Source organism: Amycolatopsis pretoriensis, assembly GCF_900107925.1.
GTDB classification, from domain to species: domain Bacteria; phylum Actinomycetota; class Actinomycetes; order Mycobacteriales; family Pseudonocardiaceae; genus Amycolatopsis; species Amycolatopsis pretoriensis.
The window spans coordinates 30,944-46,057 of sequence record NZ_FNUJ01000015.1; the positions used below are offsets into that span (position 1 = coordinate 30,944).

Below are 15,114 nucleotides of genomic sequence, written 5' to 3' on the forward strand. Positions count from 1 at the left end.
GGTGCGCGATCCTGGGACGATGGACCTGGTCGTACTCGAAGAGATCCGCCGGCTGAAGTACCGCTACCTCCGCGCGGTCGACCTGAAGCAGTGGGACGAGGTGGCCGACACGTTCACCGTCGACGCCACGGCCGACTACGGGACCCGCGCCACCGGCGAGGACGGGAAGCACTTCGAGGGGCGCGACGCCATCGTCGAGTTCCTCACCAAGAGCCTCGGCAACGGCATCATCACCGTGCACCACGCAGGTCAGCCCGAGATCGAGGTCGACGGCGACACCGCGACCGGGCGGTGGTCGTTCACCGACAAGGTCATCGTCCCCGACCACAAGGTGATCATCGAGGGTGCCGCCTTCTACGAGGACACCTACCGCCGGGAGGCCGACGGCGCCTGGCGGATGACGCACATCGGGTACGTCCGGACCTACGAGTCGATGCAGTCCTGGGCGAACGACCCCGGCTTCCGGCTGCTGGCCAACCGCTGGGCCGTGCCGGCATGATCGAGAACGAGTTCTCGTTGACCCGGCCGTTCGCCGACGCGATCGCCGAGGCCGAAAAGCTGATCGCCGAAGCCCCGCCGGCGCAGACCGAGCAGGGCCTGCTGGAGGGGTACGACTACCTCGCCGGGAGCATCCGCGCGTCGTTGCAGATGGCTTGGGCCTACCAGCGCGACTTCCCGTACTTCACCGCGTCCACCGGGCCGTACACGAAGATGGGGCTGGACAACCCGGACACGTTGTACTTCAACGCGAACATCCGCGCCGACCGCGAGTACCTCGTCACCGGCGTCCGCGGGACCACCGCCGACCTGAGCTTCCAGATCCTCAACGGCGACTACTCGCCGGTCGTGGTGCCCGACAGCCTCGCCGCGTTCGACGACCGGGCCATCGAAATCGGCGACGACGGCCGGTTCGAGTTGCGCTTCGGCCCCGCCCGCGAGAACCCGGGTCCGAACTACTTCGTTCTCGGCGAGGGCTCGTCGATGCTCGTCGTCCGCGAGGTCCACAGCGACTGGGCGACCGAGAAGCGCGGGGAGATCCGCATCCAGTGCGTCGACACCGCCGGCCAGGCGCCGCCGGTGCCGGACCGCTCGGCGCTGGCGAAGCGCTACGGCGTCACCGGCAAGATCCTGCTGAGCCGGCTCAGGACGTTCCTGGCGTTCCCGAAGTGGTTCTACGACAACCTACCGGTGAACACGATGACCGAGCCGCGGTCGACGCCGGGCGGGCTGACCACGCAGTTCTCCTCCGCCGGGCACTACGAGCTGGACGACGAAGAGGCGATGATCGTCACCGTGCCGCGGTGCGCGGACGCGCCGTACCAGGGCATCCAGCTCGGCAGCCTCTGGTACGTCTCGCTCGACTACATCAACCACCAGACGAGCCTCACCGCCGACCAGGCCCGCGTCGACCCGGACGGCAGGATCCGGTTCGTGATCAGCGAGCGCGATCCCGGCCTGGCCAACTGGCTGGAGCGCACGGGTCATGAGCGCGGGTACGTGCAGATCCGCTGGCAGCGGCTCGCCCGGGACCTCGGTCCGGACGACGGCCCGGTCGTCGAGGTCGTCAAGGTGGACGAGCTGCCGGACCGGCTGCCCTACCACGAGGAAGCACGCGTGACGCCGGCCGAGTGGTCGGCGCGGATCGCGGCCCGGCAGGACGCCGTCGCCGCCCGGATGCTGGGGTGAGCGTGGCGGATCTGTTGCAGGGCAAGGTGGTCGTCGTCTCCGGGATCGGCCCGGGGCTCGGCCGGTCGATCGCCGTGCGGAGCGCCGAGGCGGGCGCGGACGTCGTGCTCGCGGCGCGCACCGAGTCGCGGCTGACCGAGGTCGCCAAGGAGGTGACCGACCTCGGCCGCCGCGCCGTCGCGGTCCGGACCGACATCGACGACGCGGACTCGGCGCAGAACCTGGTGAACGAGGCGCTCGAAGCGTTCGGCCGGGTGGACGCGGTGGTGCACAACGCCTTCGCCGTCCCGCCGTTGACCGATCTGGCCACTGTGGACCTCGACGCCGTCCGCGCCGGGTTCGAGACGGCCGGGATTTCGGTGCTGCGGCTGACCCGGCTGTTCCTGCCCGCGCTCAAGGAGAGCAAGGGCTCGCTGGTGATGATCAATTCCGCGGTGCTGCGGCATTCCCGGCGCACGTTCGGCGCGTACAAGATGGCGAAGTCGGCGCTGCTGTCGCTGTCGCAGAGCCTGGCGAGTGAACTCGGGCCGGACGGCGTGCGCGTCAACACCGTCGCACCCGGCTACATCTGGGCGCCGAACCTCAAGTGGTACTTCAACTACCTGGCCAAGGAACGCGGCATCACGCCCGAAGAGGTGTACGCCGAAACCGCGTCCACAATAGACCTGCGCAAGCTGCCGGAGCCGGACGAAATCGCCGACGCGGTGGTGTTCCTCGCCTCGCCGATGGCGCGCGCGATCACCGGGCAGTGCCTCGACGTCAACGGCGGCGAGTACCACCACTAGGAGGGTTCATGCGTCCCGGCCGGGAAGACGTCGGCACCGTCGAGGACCTGCACGCGTCGGCCACCAAGCTCACCGGGCTCGACGACTTCGGGGGCGACGAGTACGTCGAGGGCCTGCGTGTGCTGCTGGAGTCGTACGAGGCGGACGAGGACCTCACGCCGTACGGCAACAAGGTGCACCGCGCGATGCTGCGCGGCGCGCTGGTGGCGCGGCTGCTCAGCGAAGCGGGCTGGAGGCAGCATCCGGCTTCGGCGGAAGTGGCGATCGAACGGCCGATCTTCGTGACCGGCCTGCCACGCACGGGCACGACCGCGCTGCACCGGCTGCTCGCCGAGGATCCCGGCCACCAGGGCCTCGAGGTGTGGCTCGCGGAGGTCCCGCAGCCGCGGCCGCCGCGGGCGACGTGGCCGGACAACCCGGTGTACCAAGGGATTCAGGCCGGCTACGAGCGCCACCACGTCGAGCACCCGGAGTTCATGGGCGTGCACCACATGTCCGCGGACCAGGTGGAGGAGTGCTGGCAGCTGCTGCGCCAGTCGATGCGGTCGATCTCCTTCGAGTGCCTGGCGAACGTGCCGCGGTACTCGCGCTGGCTCGCGAAGCAGGACTGGACGGACGCCTACGCCCGGCACCGGCGGAACCTGCAGCTCATCGGCCTGCCGGACGCCGGCCAGCGGTGGGTGCTCAAGAACCCGAGCCACCTGTTCGCCCTGGACGCGCTGATGGCGGCGTACCCGGACGCGCTGGTGATCCAGACCCACCGCGCGCCGCGCACGATCATGGGCTCGATGTGCAGCCTGGCCGAGAAAGCGGCCGACGGCTGGTCCACGAAGTTCCGGGGCGAGATCATCGGCCGCTCCCAGCTGGAGCTTTGGGCCCGCGGCGCGGAGGACTTCCGCGCGGCGCGGGCGAAGTACGACGCGGCCCAGTTCTGCGACGTGGCGTACGAGGACTTCGTCGCCGACCCGATCGGCACGGTGTCCACTGTGTACGACCACTTCGGACTGCCGCTCACCGACGACGCGCGGTCGGCGATGACCGCGCTACACGAGGAAAGCCGTTCGGGAGACCGGAAACCGGTGCACCGCTACAGCCTGGCGGACTTCGGGTTGACGGCGGAGGAGGTCGACGAGCGGTTCGCGGGTCACTGACCGTCAGGGATCGGCTCGGCCAGCGCCGCTCGCGAGGGTGCGGCCGGGAACGGGTCGGCGAAGTACTGCGTTTCGTGCGTGACGAGCCCGTCGGCGAACTCCATGATGCTCACCGTGCGGGTCGGCGTGCCGTCGTAGGTGATCACGCACTCGCTGACCCAGAGGTCGCCGCGGCCCTGGATGCGGCGGATCGTGAAGTGCCGCTCGGCCGGGTGGCCGCCGCGCTGCGCCTGGATGGTCTCGCGGCCGCGGAAGCGCTCTCCGGACTGAGGGTAGTCCAGGATCGCGTCGGCGGCGTAGATCGCGTGCTCCCGCTCGACGTCTCCGTCTTCCGAAGCCGTCCAGTGCGCTTCGATGGCGGCGTGGATCTCGGCGTCCATGCCCGGGACCTTACGCCGTGATCAGCTCGACCACCTCGGCCATCGACGGCCCGGCCGCCATCTCGGCGGCCAGTTCCTTCGCCCGGTCGCGGTAGCGCGGCTCGTCGAGGACGGCGCGGACGTCCCGTCGCAGTGTCCTGGGCGAGGCCGACGCGCGGGCGCGGCCGATCCCGGCACCCGACCAGGTGACGCGGGCGGCGACCTCGCGCTTGTCCTCGCTGGCGCCGACCACGACCAGCGGCACGCCGTACCGGAGGGCGTGGTTGACGCCGCCGTACCCGCCGTTGGTGACCACGGCGGCGCAGCGGGGGAGCAGGTCGTCGTAGGGCAGGAACCCGGCGACGCGCACGTTGTCCGGCAGCGGGCCGGGCCGCAGCGTCCCACCGCACGTCGTCACGACGACCAGCACGTTTTCGCCGGCGAGGGCGTCGATCGCGGGTTCGACGAGCCGGCTCAGGTCGTCGTTGGCCACCGTCCCCTGGGTCACGTGCACGATCGGCCGCGAGCCGTTGAGGTCGGCCCACCACGGGGGCAGTGGGTGCTCGTTCGCCGCGCTGACCGTCGTCGGGCCGATGAAGTGCAGGGGCGCGTTCGGGCGCGGGTATTCGAAGCCCGGGCAGGTCATCTGCAGGACGCCGTCGCTGCGCAGGGGCCAGTCCGCGAACAGCAGGCCGGGGTCTTCGCCCAGCACTTCGCGGGCTCGTCGCTGCGCCGGGCCGAGCACCCAGGGCGCGAGCACCTTCAGGAACGCGCTGTTCGGGCCGCTCGGGACCGGCGGCATGAACGGCAGGAACCCGAGCACCAGCACGCGTGGCCGGTGCTCGCGGCGCACGAGCGCGAGGCCGGCCATGAAGAGCGGGTCGCAGAGGACGACGTCGACGTCGAGGTCCAGGACGCTCAGCTGGGCGGGCAGCGCGCCCACGAAGTTCGCGAGTTCGAACCGGGCGAGCTTCAGCCCGCGTTTCCCGGCGCGGCCGGGGATGGAGCCGTCGAGGTCGGTTTCGTCGAAGTCGGCTTCCGGCGGCAGGAGTTTCACGGTGGCTTCGCCGAAGGCGTCCCGGTAGCGCGCGCCGGTGACGACGGTGACGTCGTGCCCGGCGACCAGCAGGGCCTCGACGATCGGCTTGGTCGGGCCGACGTGACCGCGGGCGGGCTGGACGCAGACGAGTACGCGGGCCATGGTTCCCCCTCGATTGACCGATACGCTGTACTATCCAATTGATGATGGTACGCCGTTACGAGTCCCCGGTGCGCGCGGAACGAGCCCGGCGGACCCGCGCGCACGTGGTGGCGACGGCCGGGCGCCTGTTCGCCGAGCGCGGCTACGCGGGCACGAGCGTGCGGCAGATCGCGGCCGCCGCGGAGGTGAGCCTGGAGACGGTCACCCAGACCGGGCGCAAGGCGGACCTGCTGCTGGCCGCGTTCCGCGACGGCTTCGCGGGCAATCCGGACGCGGTGAACCTGGACGCGCTGGTGGGGCGCGGTCAGCTGGCGGACCTGCCGGAGATGGTCGCGCGGCTGGCGTCGGGCGTGCGCCGGTCGCTGCCGATCTGGCGCGCGTTCACGACGGCTGCGATGGCCGACCCGGCGGTGGCGGCGGTCCGCGCGGAGCTGGCGGTGGCCCGCCGCGCGGAGATCAAGGAGCGGTTGACGGAGGCGGGGGTGCCGGCTTCGGACCGGCTGGCCGACGCGATCGGGTTGCTGACCTCGCACGAGGCTTACGACCACTTGACCGGCGTGTGCGGCTGGCCGCACGAGGACTACGTGGCGTGGACTGTGGAGGCGATCCGAGCTCAACTGGCTGGCTCGGGACCGTCCTAACCCGCCGCTGCCTGCAGACCGCGGGTTCCTATTCCCCGCAGCACTTCCACGCGGTCCGAGCCCGGCCGGCTCAGCACCCAGCTCGACCCCGGCACCGTCTTCGCGCGCTTCTTCAACGGCGCCAGCAGCCGCGAAACCTCCTGGTACGACCGGATCGACCCGCTCGCGCACACCAGCGTCGCCAGGGACACCGTCACCGGCAGCCCGTCCGCCGTCCAGTGGCGGTCCAGCAGGGCTCCCGCCACCGTCGCGATCTCGTCGACGTCGCAGACCACCAGGAAGTCGTCGCCGCCCACGTGGCTCACCCGCATCCGCCGCAGCTGCCCGCCCAGCGACGTCAGCGCGCCGCCCAGTTCGCGGATCAGGTCGTCGCCCGCCGCGAAGCCCGCCGTGTCGTTGACCGCCTTGAACGCGTCGATGTCCAGCCACGCCGCCACGAACGGCTCGCCGATGGTGATGCGGCGGGCGACGTCGCGGGCCACCGTGTCGCTGCCCGGCAGCCGGGTCAGCGGGTTCAGCGCCGCCGCGGCCTCGACCTTCGCCTCGGCCACCCCGCGCACCACCTCGGTCACCAGCACGACGCCGAGGCAGCGGCCGACCTCGTCGACCACCACGACGTCGTCTCCGGTGCGGCCCCAGTCGGCGTCGGTGACCAGTTCGAGGAACTCCATCGCGCCGGCGCGGGCCTCGATCGTGTGCGGGGTGTCCGCGAGCCGCGCCGCCGGGCGCTTCGCGTGCAGCGCGTGCCCGTACGGGCCGGTGACCGCGACCAGGAACCGCGTCCGGTCGACCGACCAGCGCGGCCGGTTCAGTTCGTCGACCCCGACGACGCCCGAGGGCGCGTCGGCCGCCGCGAGCACCTCGCGGACCTCGTCGCACGTCGCGGATTCCGGCAGCGTCGTGGCCGGCCGGAGGAAGTCGCCGACGCACTGCGCCGGACCCGGTGCGCGCGTGGTCTGCTGGGGCCGCGTGAGCAGCGCCGGGGCGGGCCCGGCGGCGGTCGGCGGGGCCAGCAGGTTCCCCTGCGCGATCCGGACGCCGAGGCCGCGGACGGCGTCGAGCTGCGCGTCGGTCTCCACGCCGGTCGCGACCAGCCGCGTGCCGGTGCGGTTGGTGTAGTGCAGCAGCGCCTCGACGACGGCGACCGACGCCTGGTCGTCCGGCAGCCCGCGCAGCACCGTGCGGTCGAGCTTCACCAGGTCGACGGGCGCGTCGACGAGCAGGCCGAGCGGCAGGTCGCCGCGGCCGAGGCCGTCGAGCGCGAGCCGGAAGCCGAGCTCGGTGAGCGTCCGCATCCCGGCCAGCGCGCGGTCGGCGGGCAGCGGCGCGAACGGCGGCCCGATCTCGAGGACGACGTCGCGGGTGCGGCGCCCGGCGTCGCCGAGCTCGGCTAGGAGGTCGTCGTACATCGCCGCGGGCGCCGCGAGGGTGCGCGCGGAGAGGTTGAGGTGCAGGGGGAGCGCCGTCTCGTCCTGCCGGACGGCGGCGATCGCGAGGCCGAGGTCGACCTCGGCGAGGCGGCCTTCGCGGCGCGCCTCGGTGAGCAGCTCGGGGACGGTGCCCTGGCCCGGCCTGGCCAGCGCTTCGTGAGCCACGACGCCCCCGGTGTGGAGGCTGTACAGCGGCTGGAAGGCGAAGCGGACCGCGCGTGGCGACTTCACGCCCCGATCGTCGCGGGTCCGGCGGCGAAACGAAACGGATGTCGACTGATGTTCATCCCCGTTACCCACATCGGAGTAACGCAGAGTGACGTCGGCCACTCTTTCAACCTTGACTTATATAAGCCGCTGCTTGTAACTTGACGTCGTGCACGCGTTCGACGTCCTCGGCGACCCGGTCCGCCGCCGGATCCTCGAGCTGCTGGCCGACGGCGAACGGGCCGCCGGCGCGGTGACCGAGGTGATCCGGGCCGAGTTCGGCATCTCGCAGCCGGCGGTGTCGCAGCACCTGAAGGTGTTGCGGGACAACGGCTTCGCGATCGTCCGCCAGGACGGCACGCGGCGGCTCTACGCGGTCGGGCACGACCCGCTGCGTGACGTCGACGCCTGGTTGGACCGGTTTCGCCGGTTCTGGACGCCGCCGCTCGACGCACTGGCCACCGAAATCGCCCGCGGCAAGCGCGCGCGGCGGAACACCGAAGAAGGAGAAGGTTCGTGATCGAGGTCAGCCACCAGATCAGCGCCGTCCGCCGGACGGTCGGCCGCCGCGCGCTCGAAGCGGGGGAGGCGCGCGTGATGACCATCAGCCAGGTCTACGACACCGACGTCGACGACATGTGGGACGCCTGCACGAACGCCGAGCGCATCCCGCGTTGGTTCCTGCCGGTCAGCGGCGAGCTGAAGGTCGGCGGGAAGTACCAGCTGGAGGGCAACGCGGGCGGCACGGTCGAGCGCTGCGACCCACCGAAGAGCTTCACCGCGACCTGGGAGATGAACGGCGGGGTCAGCTGGATCGAGGTCCGGCTCACCCCCGAAGGCCCGGGCACGCGCTTCGAACTGGAGCACACGGCGCACGTCGACGACCACTGGGACCAGTTCGGCCCGGGCGCGGTCGGCGTCGGCTGGGACATGGCGCTGACGGCGCTGGTCCGGCACCTGGCCGCCGACCCGGGGTACGTGGTCGACCCGGCCGAGGCGATGGCGTGGATGGCGTCGCCCGAGGGGATCGGGTTCGTGATGGCGGCGAACGAAGCCTGGTACGAGGCCCACGTCGCGGGCGGCGAGGACCAGGCGACCGCCCGCGCCCAGGCGGACCGCTGCCTGGCCGCCTACACGACCCCGCCGGAGGCCTAGCGTTCGCCGGCCTTGACCGCGGTCAGGGTGATCACCGCGTCGGCCGGCACTTCGGTGCCCGCCGCCGGGTCCTGGCCCGTCTGGACCCAGTTGCGGTCGATCACCAGCGCGCGGCCCTGGCCGGTGCCGTCGACCTCGCGCAGGTTGTAGAGCCCTGCCTTCTGCATCGCGTCCTGGGCGTCCTGGTGGTTCATGCCGGAGACGTCCGGGACCTTGATCAGCGCCGCCGAGGTCGACGACGGCGCCGGCTCCGAAGTCGCGCCGGGCGCCACCGGTGAGCCGCCGCAGGCGACCAGGGCGAACGAAACAACTGCCAGGGTGGTGACGATCGCTCGGGACATGCCGGTGGGGTACCCACGCGCCTGCCCGCCGTTCGGGTGAAGCCGGATAAGGTCGGGCGCATGGATCAGGAGATCGACCCGCGGCGGCTCCGGCGCGACCCGGCGGCCGGCGCCGGCGGGTTCACCGACCTGGCGACCAGCCCGTTCCGGATCGACCGCGACCGCATCGCCGCCTCGCCGTTCTTCGCCCGGCTGGGCGGGGTGACGCAGGTGGTGAGCGCCGGCGGGGCCGGGCTGCTGCACAACCGGCTGACCCACAGCCTGAAGGTCGCGCAGGTCGCGCGCGCCGTCGCCGAGCGGATCAGCACCGGGCCCGACGCCGGCCTGGCCGACAAGCTGGGCGGTTGCGACCCCGACGTCGCCGAGGCCGCCGCGCTCGCCCACGACCTCGGGCACCCGCCGTTCGGGCACCTCGGCGAGCAGACGCTCGACCGCATCGCCCGGCACCGCTTCGGCCTGGCCGACGGCTTCGAGGGCAACGCGCAGTCGTTCCGCATCATCACCACGACCGACGTGCGCGGCCCGTCGGCGATCGGGCTCGACCTCACCACGGCGGTGCGCGCCGCCGTCCTCAAGTACCCGTGGCTGCGGCTGCACCACCCGGCGCCGCACCCGTCCGCGATGGCCGTGCCGCCGCGCGGGGCCGGCGAGCCCGAGGGAGCACCCGGCACCGGCGCGGCCAAGTTCTCCGCCTACGCCACCGAACTCGACGACTTCGAGCAGGCGCGCGCGGCGTTCGCGGGGCGCGTCGAAGGCTGGCAGCAGACGGTCGAGGCGTCCGTGATGGACACCGCCGACGACATCGCCTACGCCATCCACGACCTGCAGGACTTCCACCGCATCGGCGTCCTGCAGCACGCGCCGGTGGCGGCGGAACTGGGGGAGTGGCTCGAGCACGCGGGCGAACTGGCCGCGCTCGACGACGAAACACTGCACGCGGAACTGCGGCGCCCGGGGCGTTCGCTCGAGCGCGTCCGCCGCCGCATGCACGTCAAGGACGCCTGGATCGTCGACGACGACGCGTTCGCCGCCGCCGTCGCGCGGGTGCGCGCGGAACTGGTCGACGGGTTGCTCGCCGGGGAGTTCGACGGCTCGATCGAGGCCGAGCAGGCGACGGCGGCGTTCTCCGCGAACTGGACCGCCCGCCTGGTCGACGGCGTGTTCGTGCTGGCGGACCCGTCGACCCGCGCCGGTCACGTCTCGCTGCGGCCCGCGCAGTGGCACGAGGTCCAGGTGCTCAAGTTCGTGCACCGCCGGTTCGTGCTGCTGCGCCCGGACCTCGCGCTGCACCAGCGCGGCCAGGCCGGGCTGGTGACCAGCCTGGTCGACGCGCTCGACGCGTGGCTCTCGGACCGCGACGAGGTTTCCCGGCTGCCGCGGCGGTTGCACGACCTGGTCGAGCTGGCGCACGCGGAGTACACCGGGCTGGCGCGCACGGCACCGGAGCTGCTGGTCGGGGCGACGGGGGAGCCGGTGTCCGGTCCGGACGCCGTGCGCGGCCTGGCGCGCGGGCGCGCGGTCGTGGACTTCGTGGCTTCGCTGACCGACAAGCAGGCGGTGACCCTGCTGGACGCGTTGTCGGGCCGGGCCTCGCAGCCATGGTCGGACTCCTTTGTGCTCTGACCCGGCCGCGTAACGGGTGCCGGTGCGACGGACGCCGCTTGCACGTGGCGATCCCGTTGTCCCGCCATTGTCCGGTGGGAAATTCACGGTTGCGCCGACCGGCCTACGACCTGCGGCCGGTTCGGGAAATTATCCGTCCTTTGTCACTCCAACGGCCGCTTTTTACGATGAACGCACCGTACTTAGCTTGATCCAGCCGGTGATCACCGGCGTCGGTCAGCGTGAGTCGGGGCACGCGCCTTGGAGATTCGGAGGGCGCCCGTGCGTCGTACCCGTTCCACGAGATCGAGATCCACTGTGCTCACCGCCGGGGCCGCGGCACTGCTCGCCGCCCTCGGCCTCGTGTCGCCGCCCGCCGCGGGCGCCGCCACCGCGTCCACACCGGACGCCTTCACCGAAACCGCCCAGCAGCAGATCGCCGCGCTGCAGGCGGTCAAGACCGGCCGCTCCGCCGCCGAGTCCAAAGTGGACAGCAAGCTGCTCGTCGCCGAAAAGGGCGTCGCCAAGCAGCTGACCGCGCTGCAGTCGGGGGCTGCCGTGTCTTCGGCCGGGACCGTCCTGGTCGACATCCGCGCGAGCAAGGTCTCCCCGGACCTCATCGCCTCGCTGACCAAGGCCGGGGCGGGCATCCGCGCGGTGTCCGACCGCTACGCCAGCGTCCGCGCCGAGGTCCCGCTGAACCAGGTGACCGCGATCGCCGCGCGCGGCGACGTCAAGCGCGTCGAGCAGGCCGACCAGGCCATGACCGCCCGCGAGCTGGCCACCCCGGCGACGACGCCGGCCAAGACGGAAACCAAGCAGCAGAAGGCCGACCGCATCGCGGGTGAGCTGCAGAAGGCGGTCTCCGCCAAGTCGCAGCGCAGCGCCGCCGCGGCCGCGACCCTGACCAGCGAGGGCGACCGCGCCCACAACGCCGACCTCGCCCGCCAGCAGTTCGGCGTCACCGGCGTCGGCGTCAAGGCGTGCGCGCTGTCCGACGGCGTCGACTCCCTGGCCTCCTCGGTGGCCAAGGGCGAACTGCCGCCCGACGTCGACGTCATCGCCGGGCAGGAGGGCGACGGCGACGAGGGCACCGCGATGCTCGAGATCATCCACGACCTCGCGCCCAACGCGAAGCTCGGCTTCGCCTCGGCGTTCAACTCCGACGCCAGCTTCGCGGACAACATCCGCAAGCTGCGCTTCGAGTCGCACTGCGACGTCATCGTCGACGACGTCATCTACTTCAAGGAATCCCCGTTCCAGGACTGGATCATCGCCCAGGCCGTGAACGACGTGACCGCGAACGGCGCGCTGTACTTCTCCTCGGCGGGCAACGAAGGCAACGTGGCCGACGGCACCGCCGGGCACTGGGAGGGCGACTTCGTCGACTCCGGCAAGTCGGTCGGCAAGTTCGCCGGTGTCGCGCACAACTTCGCCGGCGCCGCGGGCAACCAGATCTACGAGCCCATCTCGGACGCCTCGTCGGCTCAGGTCCCGGTGACGCTGCACTGGTCCGACCCGCTCGGCGCGTCGGCCAACGACTACGACCTCTACCTGCTCAACTCCGCGGGGGCCGTGGTCAGCTTCAGCCAGAACGTCCAGGACGGCACCCAGGACCCGTACGAGATCCTGCAGACGCCGGCCTTCGGCGGCACCGGGCTGCGCCTGGCCGTCGTGAAGTTCTCGGGTGCGAACCGCTACCTGTCGCTGTCCGCGCTGCGCGGCCGGTTCAAGGACTCGGCGGACGGCCTGAAGGCCTACAACACCCCGGGTGTCACGGTCGGCCACTCGGCCGCGCGGGACGCCTTCAGCGTCGCGGCCACTCCGGCGGCGGCGGCGTTCGGCCGGCCGCTCGAGCCGGGTGACCCGGCCAACCCGACCGGCCCGTACCCGGCCGCCTTCAGCGGCGCGTCGAAGGCCGAGCGGTTCACCTCCGACGGTCCGCGGCGCGTGTTCTACGAAGCCGACGGCACGCCGATCACCCCGGGCAACGTCTCCTCGACCGGTGGCGAGGTCCGGAACAAGCCGGAGATCACCGCGGCCGACGGCGTCAAGACCAGCGTGACCGGGTTCAGCCCGTTCTTCGGCACCTCCGCCGCCGCTCCGCACGCCGGGGCCATCGCGGCGCTCGTGCTCTCGGGCAACCCCGGCCTGCCGCCGTCCGAGGTGCGGGAAGCGCTGATCAACACCGCGATCGACATCGAAACCCCGGGCCGGGACAACTTCACCGGCGCCGGCGTCATCCTCGCGGACAAGGTGCTCGCCTACACCGGCGCCAGCCCGCAGCCCCTCGCGGTGGCGAAGCAGCCGACGGTCACCCCGGCCGACGGCGGCTCCGCGCTCGACCCGGGCGACACCGCCAAGGTGACCCTGCCGGTGACCAACGAAGGCGACGGCACCGCGGTGTCCACCAGCGTCGTGCTCACCAGCCCGACCCCGGGCGTCACGGTGGCGCCGCGGTCCAAGTCCTACGGCACCATCAGCCCGGGGCAGACCGGCGTCAACGACTTCACCATCACCGTCCCGGCGACGCAGCAGCTCGGCGCGCCGGTCGTCCTGAACGCCCGCGTCAGCTTCGCCGGGGCGCACTCGCCGACGACGTCGACGTTCTCGCTCCCGGTCGGCACCCCGTCGCCGGTCGCGCAGGACTTCGCCTACACCGGCGCGCCGGTGGCGATCCCGGACAACAGCCCGGTCGGGGCGTCGGTGACCATCCCGGTCACCGGGGTCGGCCGCGCGTCCAAGGTGGCGTTCTCGGTGGACGGCGCCACCTGCAGCACCGACCCGGCCTCGACGACGGTGGGCCTGAACCACTCGTACGTCGGTGACCTGGTCGGCACGCTGACGGCGCCTTCGGGTGCGAAGGCGACGGTGTTCCAGCGCAACGGCGGCTCCGGCAAGAACCTGTGCCAGGTCGTCTTCGCGGACACCGCCGCGGCCGCGTTCAGCACGGTGACCTCGGCCAACGCGCCGTTCACCGGCACCTGGCGGCCGACCCAGGCGCTGACCGGCAACCTGACCGGCGCGGCGGTCGACGGCACGTGGACGTTCGCCGTGGTCGACGCGGCGGGCGGCGACGTCGGCTCGATCCGCTCGGTCGCCCTGCACATCAACGGGTTCGTCCAGCCCCCGGCGGCCGGCGCGCCGTCGAACGTGCGGGGCTACACGAACAACGGCCCGGTGCACCCGCTGTAAGCAGTTGCCGGTGCGGGGCCGTCGCGGAGTTCGCGGCGGCCCCGCACCGTTTTCGTCTTGCGTGCTCTACCTCTGATCGTTTTGACGGTCAGGAAAGACGCCCAGGGGCCACTTCTTGGTTGTCACACGACGCGCGCGGCGCTCGCAGCGCACTTGGGCCAGCCACTGGCGACGAGCTGCTTTTGCCTCGGCTCGCTGCTTCCAGAACGCCTTCCACCACGCCAATCGATCCTCTGTTGTGCTCGGGAAGACCCGGTTGACCACGCGGACGGTGAGGAGGGCCAGCGTCGGGAGCGCAACAACCAGCAGGACCGCCGCAACAGTCCAGGTCGGCATGCCTGGTGGCAGTTCGATCCGCACGTTCAGCTCCAATGAGGTTCACCCAGGTCGGGCTCACCTCTTCGGAGCCCTCGACGCCGGCGAGACAGGCCTCAGCTCACCTATCGGGGCTCAGTGAGGCATCCGTCTGACTACCAGGCTCTAGGATGGTCGAGAATTCGTCAAGAGCATGAAGAAATTGCTATTTTGAGGAATCCGCGTATAGTGCAGGTGTGGAGAAGGTCAAGCAGGTGGAGGCCCTCGGGCCTGTCGGAGAGAGGTTGGCGGAGCGTCTTACTGCGCTCCGCCGAGCGGCGGGCCTCACTCAAGCGGACCTCGCTGCCAAGCTCAAGGCGCTCGAGCGCCCCGTGTTGATCTCTGCTTTGTCGAGGATCGAGAAAGGGCAGCGTCGCGTCGACGTTGATGACCTCGTTGCGCTCGCGCTTGCCTTGGGCGTTTCGCCCAACCATCTGCTGCTGCCGGCCCAGCCGGGACAAGATCTCGTGAAGCTGGCGCCCGATGTCACGATGACAGCCGGATCGGCCTGGCGCTGGGCCACTCGGGATGCTCCCGTGCCGCCGGCCGACTCCTTCTTCATCTCTTATTCTCACGAGGACGGGACTGAGCATGCCCGCTGGATCGCGAACCTGCTGCGGGAAGCAGGCTTCGCAGTGTGGTTCGACGAATGGAAGATCTCGCCCGGGGCAAGCATCCCCGCGCTCGTCCGTGAGGGGGTCGAGAGCAGCGTTGCCTCGTTCGTGATCGTGACGCCTGCCTACGCCGAATCCACGGGCAGGTGGTCGAGCCGGGAGTTGGACATGATGCTTCGGCAGCCTGGCCACGGCCTGGTACCGGTCTACTTCTCAAAAGATGCCGTTCCTGCCGTTGTCGGCAACTACCTTGGCCTCGACCTTGTGGGGAAGGCTTCGGAAGATGCGCGAACGCTGGTACTCGAGGCCGCAGCACAGTTGGCTCCACAGGTGTCCACAGATCGCTAGCGTCTTCGGCTCGGCATCGAGGTAGTGCGTGACATTCCCGGCGCG

Annotated in this window: 15 protein-coding genes; 10 read left to right on the forward strand and 5 right to left on the reverse strand. The window is 71.4% G+C overall.

Annotated features, from left to right (window positions below):
• The first annotated feature begins 19 nt into the window (after positions 1–19).
• From BLV96_RS44740 to BLV96_RS44755, 4 genes are read left to right on the forward strand one after another with little or no spacing between them, the layout of a single operon-like run.
• A complete protein-coding gene (locus tag BLV96_RS44740; RefSeq protein WP_086674122.1) occupies positions 20–499 on the forward strand; it encodes a nuclear transport factor 2 family protein in 480 nt (159 codons plus the stop codon).
• A complete protein-coding gene (locus tag BLV96_RS44745) occupies positions 496–1,686 on the forward strand; it encodes a hypothetical protein (RefSeq protein ID WP_086674121.1) in 1,191 nt (396 codons plus the stop codon). Before BLV96_RS44740 ends, BLV96_RS44745 begins: the two co-directional genes overlap by 4 nt.
• On the forward strand, positions 1,683–2,471 hold the full coding sequence (locus BLV96_RS44750; protein ID WP_086674120.1) for an SDR family oxidoreductase: 789 nt from the start codon (positions 1,683–1,685) through the stop codon (positions 2,469–2,471). The genes BLV96_RS44745 and BLV96_RS44750 overlap by 4 nt, the downstream gene beginning before the upstream one ends.
• A gap of 8 nt (positions 2,472–2,479) precedes the next feature.
• Complete coding sequence (locus BLV96_RS44755) at positions 2,480–3,622, forward strand: sulfotransferase family protein (protein ID WP_086674119.1); 1,143 nt, start codon at positions 2,480–2,482, stop codon at positions 3,620–3,622.
• Here BLV96_RS44755 and BLV96_RS44760 read toward each other — a convergent pair.
• Together BLV96_RS44760 and BLV96_RS44765 are read right to left on the reverse strand one after the other, a co-directional pair.
• The gene (locus BLV96_RS44760) at positions 3,616–4,002 is read right to left on the reverse strand and encodes a nuclear transport factor 2 family protein (protein WP_086674118.1); all 387 of its coding nucleotides are present in this window, start codon (positions 4,000–4,002) and stop codon (positions 3,616–3,618) included. The genes BLV96_RS44755 and BLV96_RS44760 overlap by 7 nt on opposite strands.
• Positions 4,003–4,012: 10 nt before the next feature.
• Complete coding sequence (locus BLV96_RS44765; protein ID WP_086674117.1) at positions 4,013–5,182, reverse strand: glycosyltransferase; 1,170 nt, start codon at positions 5,180–5,182, stop codon at positions 4,013–4,015.
• A gap of 41 nt (positions 5,183–5,223) precedes the next feature.
• Here BLV96_RS44765 and BLV96_RS44770 point away from each other — a divergent pair, with 41 nt between their 5' ends.
• A complete protein-coding gene (locus BLV96_RS44770) occupies positions 5,224–5,823 on the forward strand; it encodes a TetR/AcrR family transcriptional regulator (protein ID WP_086674116.1) in 600 nt (199 codons plus the stop codon).
• On the opposite strand, the gene BLV96_RS44775 is transcribed toward BLV96_RS44770, so the two are convergent.
• Positions 5,820–7,484, reverse strand: a complete 1,665-nt coding sequence (locus BLV96_RS44775; protein WP_091390376.1) for a GGDEF domain-containing protein — start codon at positions 7,482–7,484, stop codon at positions 5,820–5,822. The genes BLV96_RS44770 and BLV96_RS44775 overlap by 4 nt on opposite strands.
• 145 nt (positions 7,485–7,629) lie before the next feature.
• Between BLV96_RS44775 and BLV96_RS44780 the strand changes: the two genes are divergently transcribed.
• Positions 7,630–7,980, forward strand: a complete 351-nt coding sequence (locus BLV96_RS44780; protein WP_086672489.1) for an ArsR/SmtB family transcription factor — start codon at positions 7,630–7,632, stop codon at positions 7,978–7,980.
• Positions 7,977–8,615 carry an SRPBCC family protein gene (locus BLV96_RS44785; RefSeq protein WP_086672487.1) on the forward strand — a complete coding sequence of 213 codons (639 nt, stop codon included), beginning with the start codon at positions 7,977–7,979 and terminating at the stop codon, positions 8,613–8,615. The genes BLV96_RS44780 and BLV96_RS44785 overlap by 4 nt, the downstream gene beginning before the upstream one ends.
• Here BLV96_RS44785 and BLV96_RS44790 read toward each other — a convergent pair.
• Entirely contained in the window at positions 8,612–8,956 is a 345-nt protein-coding gene (locus BLV96_RS44790; RefSeq protein ID WP_086672485.1) for a PASTA domain-containing protein, read from the reverse strand. The genes BLV96_RS44785 and BLV96_RS44790 overlap by 4 nt on opposite strands.
• Before the next feature lie 60 nt (positions 8,957–9,016).
• Between BLV96_RS44790 and BLV96_RS44795 the strand changes: the two genes are divergently transcribed.
• Both BLV96_RS44795 and BLV96_RS44800 read left to right on the forward strand, forming a co-directional pair.
• Positions 9,017–10,579: a deoxyguanosinetriphosphate triphosphohydrolase family protein gene (locus BLV96_RS44795; RefSeq protein ID WP_086672482.1), complete on the forward strand. Its 1,563-nt coding sequence runs from the start codon at positions 9,017–9,019 to the stop codon at positions 10,577–10,579.
• Between the two features lie 297 nt (positions 10,580–10,876).
• A complete protein-coding gene (locus tag BLV96_RS44800) occupies positions 10,877–13,753 on the forward strand; it encodes a S8 family serine peptidase (RefSeq protein ID WP_086672480.1) in 2,877 nt (958 codons plus the stop codon).
• 66 nt (positions 13,754–13,819) lie between these two features.
• Here BLV96_RS44800 and BLV96_RS49490 read toward each other — a convergent pair whose 3' ends face one another.
• Entirely contained in the window at positions 13,820–14,113 is a 294-nt protein-coding gene (locus tag BLV96_RS49490) for a hypothetical protein (RefSeq protein ID WP_143051136.1), read from the reverse strand.
• A 191-nt stretch (positions 14,114–14,304) separates the two neighbouring features.
• Between BLV96_RS49490 and BLV96_RS44805 the strand changes: the two genes are divergently transcribed.
• Positions 14,305–15,069, forward strand: a complete 765-nt coding sequence (locus BLV96_RS44805) for a TIR domain-containing protein (RefSeq protein ID WP_086672478.1) — start codon at positions 14,305–14,307, stop codon at positions 15,067–15,069.
• Positions 15,070–15,114 lie beyond the last annotated feature (45 nt).

Coding starts and splice junctions, on each gene's coding strand:
- BLV96_RS44790 (WP_086672485.1), bottom strand. CDS start 8,956: ATGTCCCGAGCGATCGTCACCACCCTGGCAGTTGTTTCGTTCGCCCTG.
- BLV96_RS44795 (WP_086672482.1), top strand. CDS start 9,017: ATGGATCAGGAGATCGACCCGCGGCGGCTCCGGCGCGACCCGGCGGCC.
- BLV96_RS44740 (WP_086674122.1), top strand. CDS start 20: ATGGACCTGGTCGTACTCGAAGAGATCCGCCGGCTGAAGTACCGCTAC.
- BLV96_RS44760 (WP_086674118.1), bottom strand. CDS start 4,002: ATGGACGCCGAGATCCACGCCGCCATCGAAGCGCACTGGACGGCTTCG.
- BLV96_RS44755 (WP_086674119.1), top strand. CDS start 2,480: ATGCGTCCCGGCCGGGAAGACGTCGGCACCGTCGAGGACCTGCACGCG.
- BLV96_RS44765 (WP_086674117.1), bottom strand. CDS start 5,182: ATGGCCCGCGTACTCGTCTGCGTCCAGCCCGCCCGCGGTCACGTCGGC.
- BLV96_RS44770 (WP_086674116.1), top strand. CDS start 5,224: ATGATGGTACGCCGTTACGAGTCCCCGGTGCGCGCGGAACGAGCCCGG.
- BLV96_RS44745 (WP_086674121.1), top strand. CDS start 496: ATGATCGAGAACGAGTTCTCGTTGACCCGGCCGTTCGCCGACGCGATC.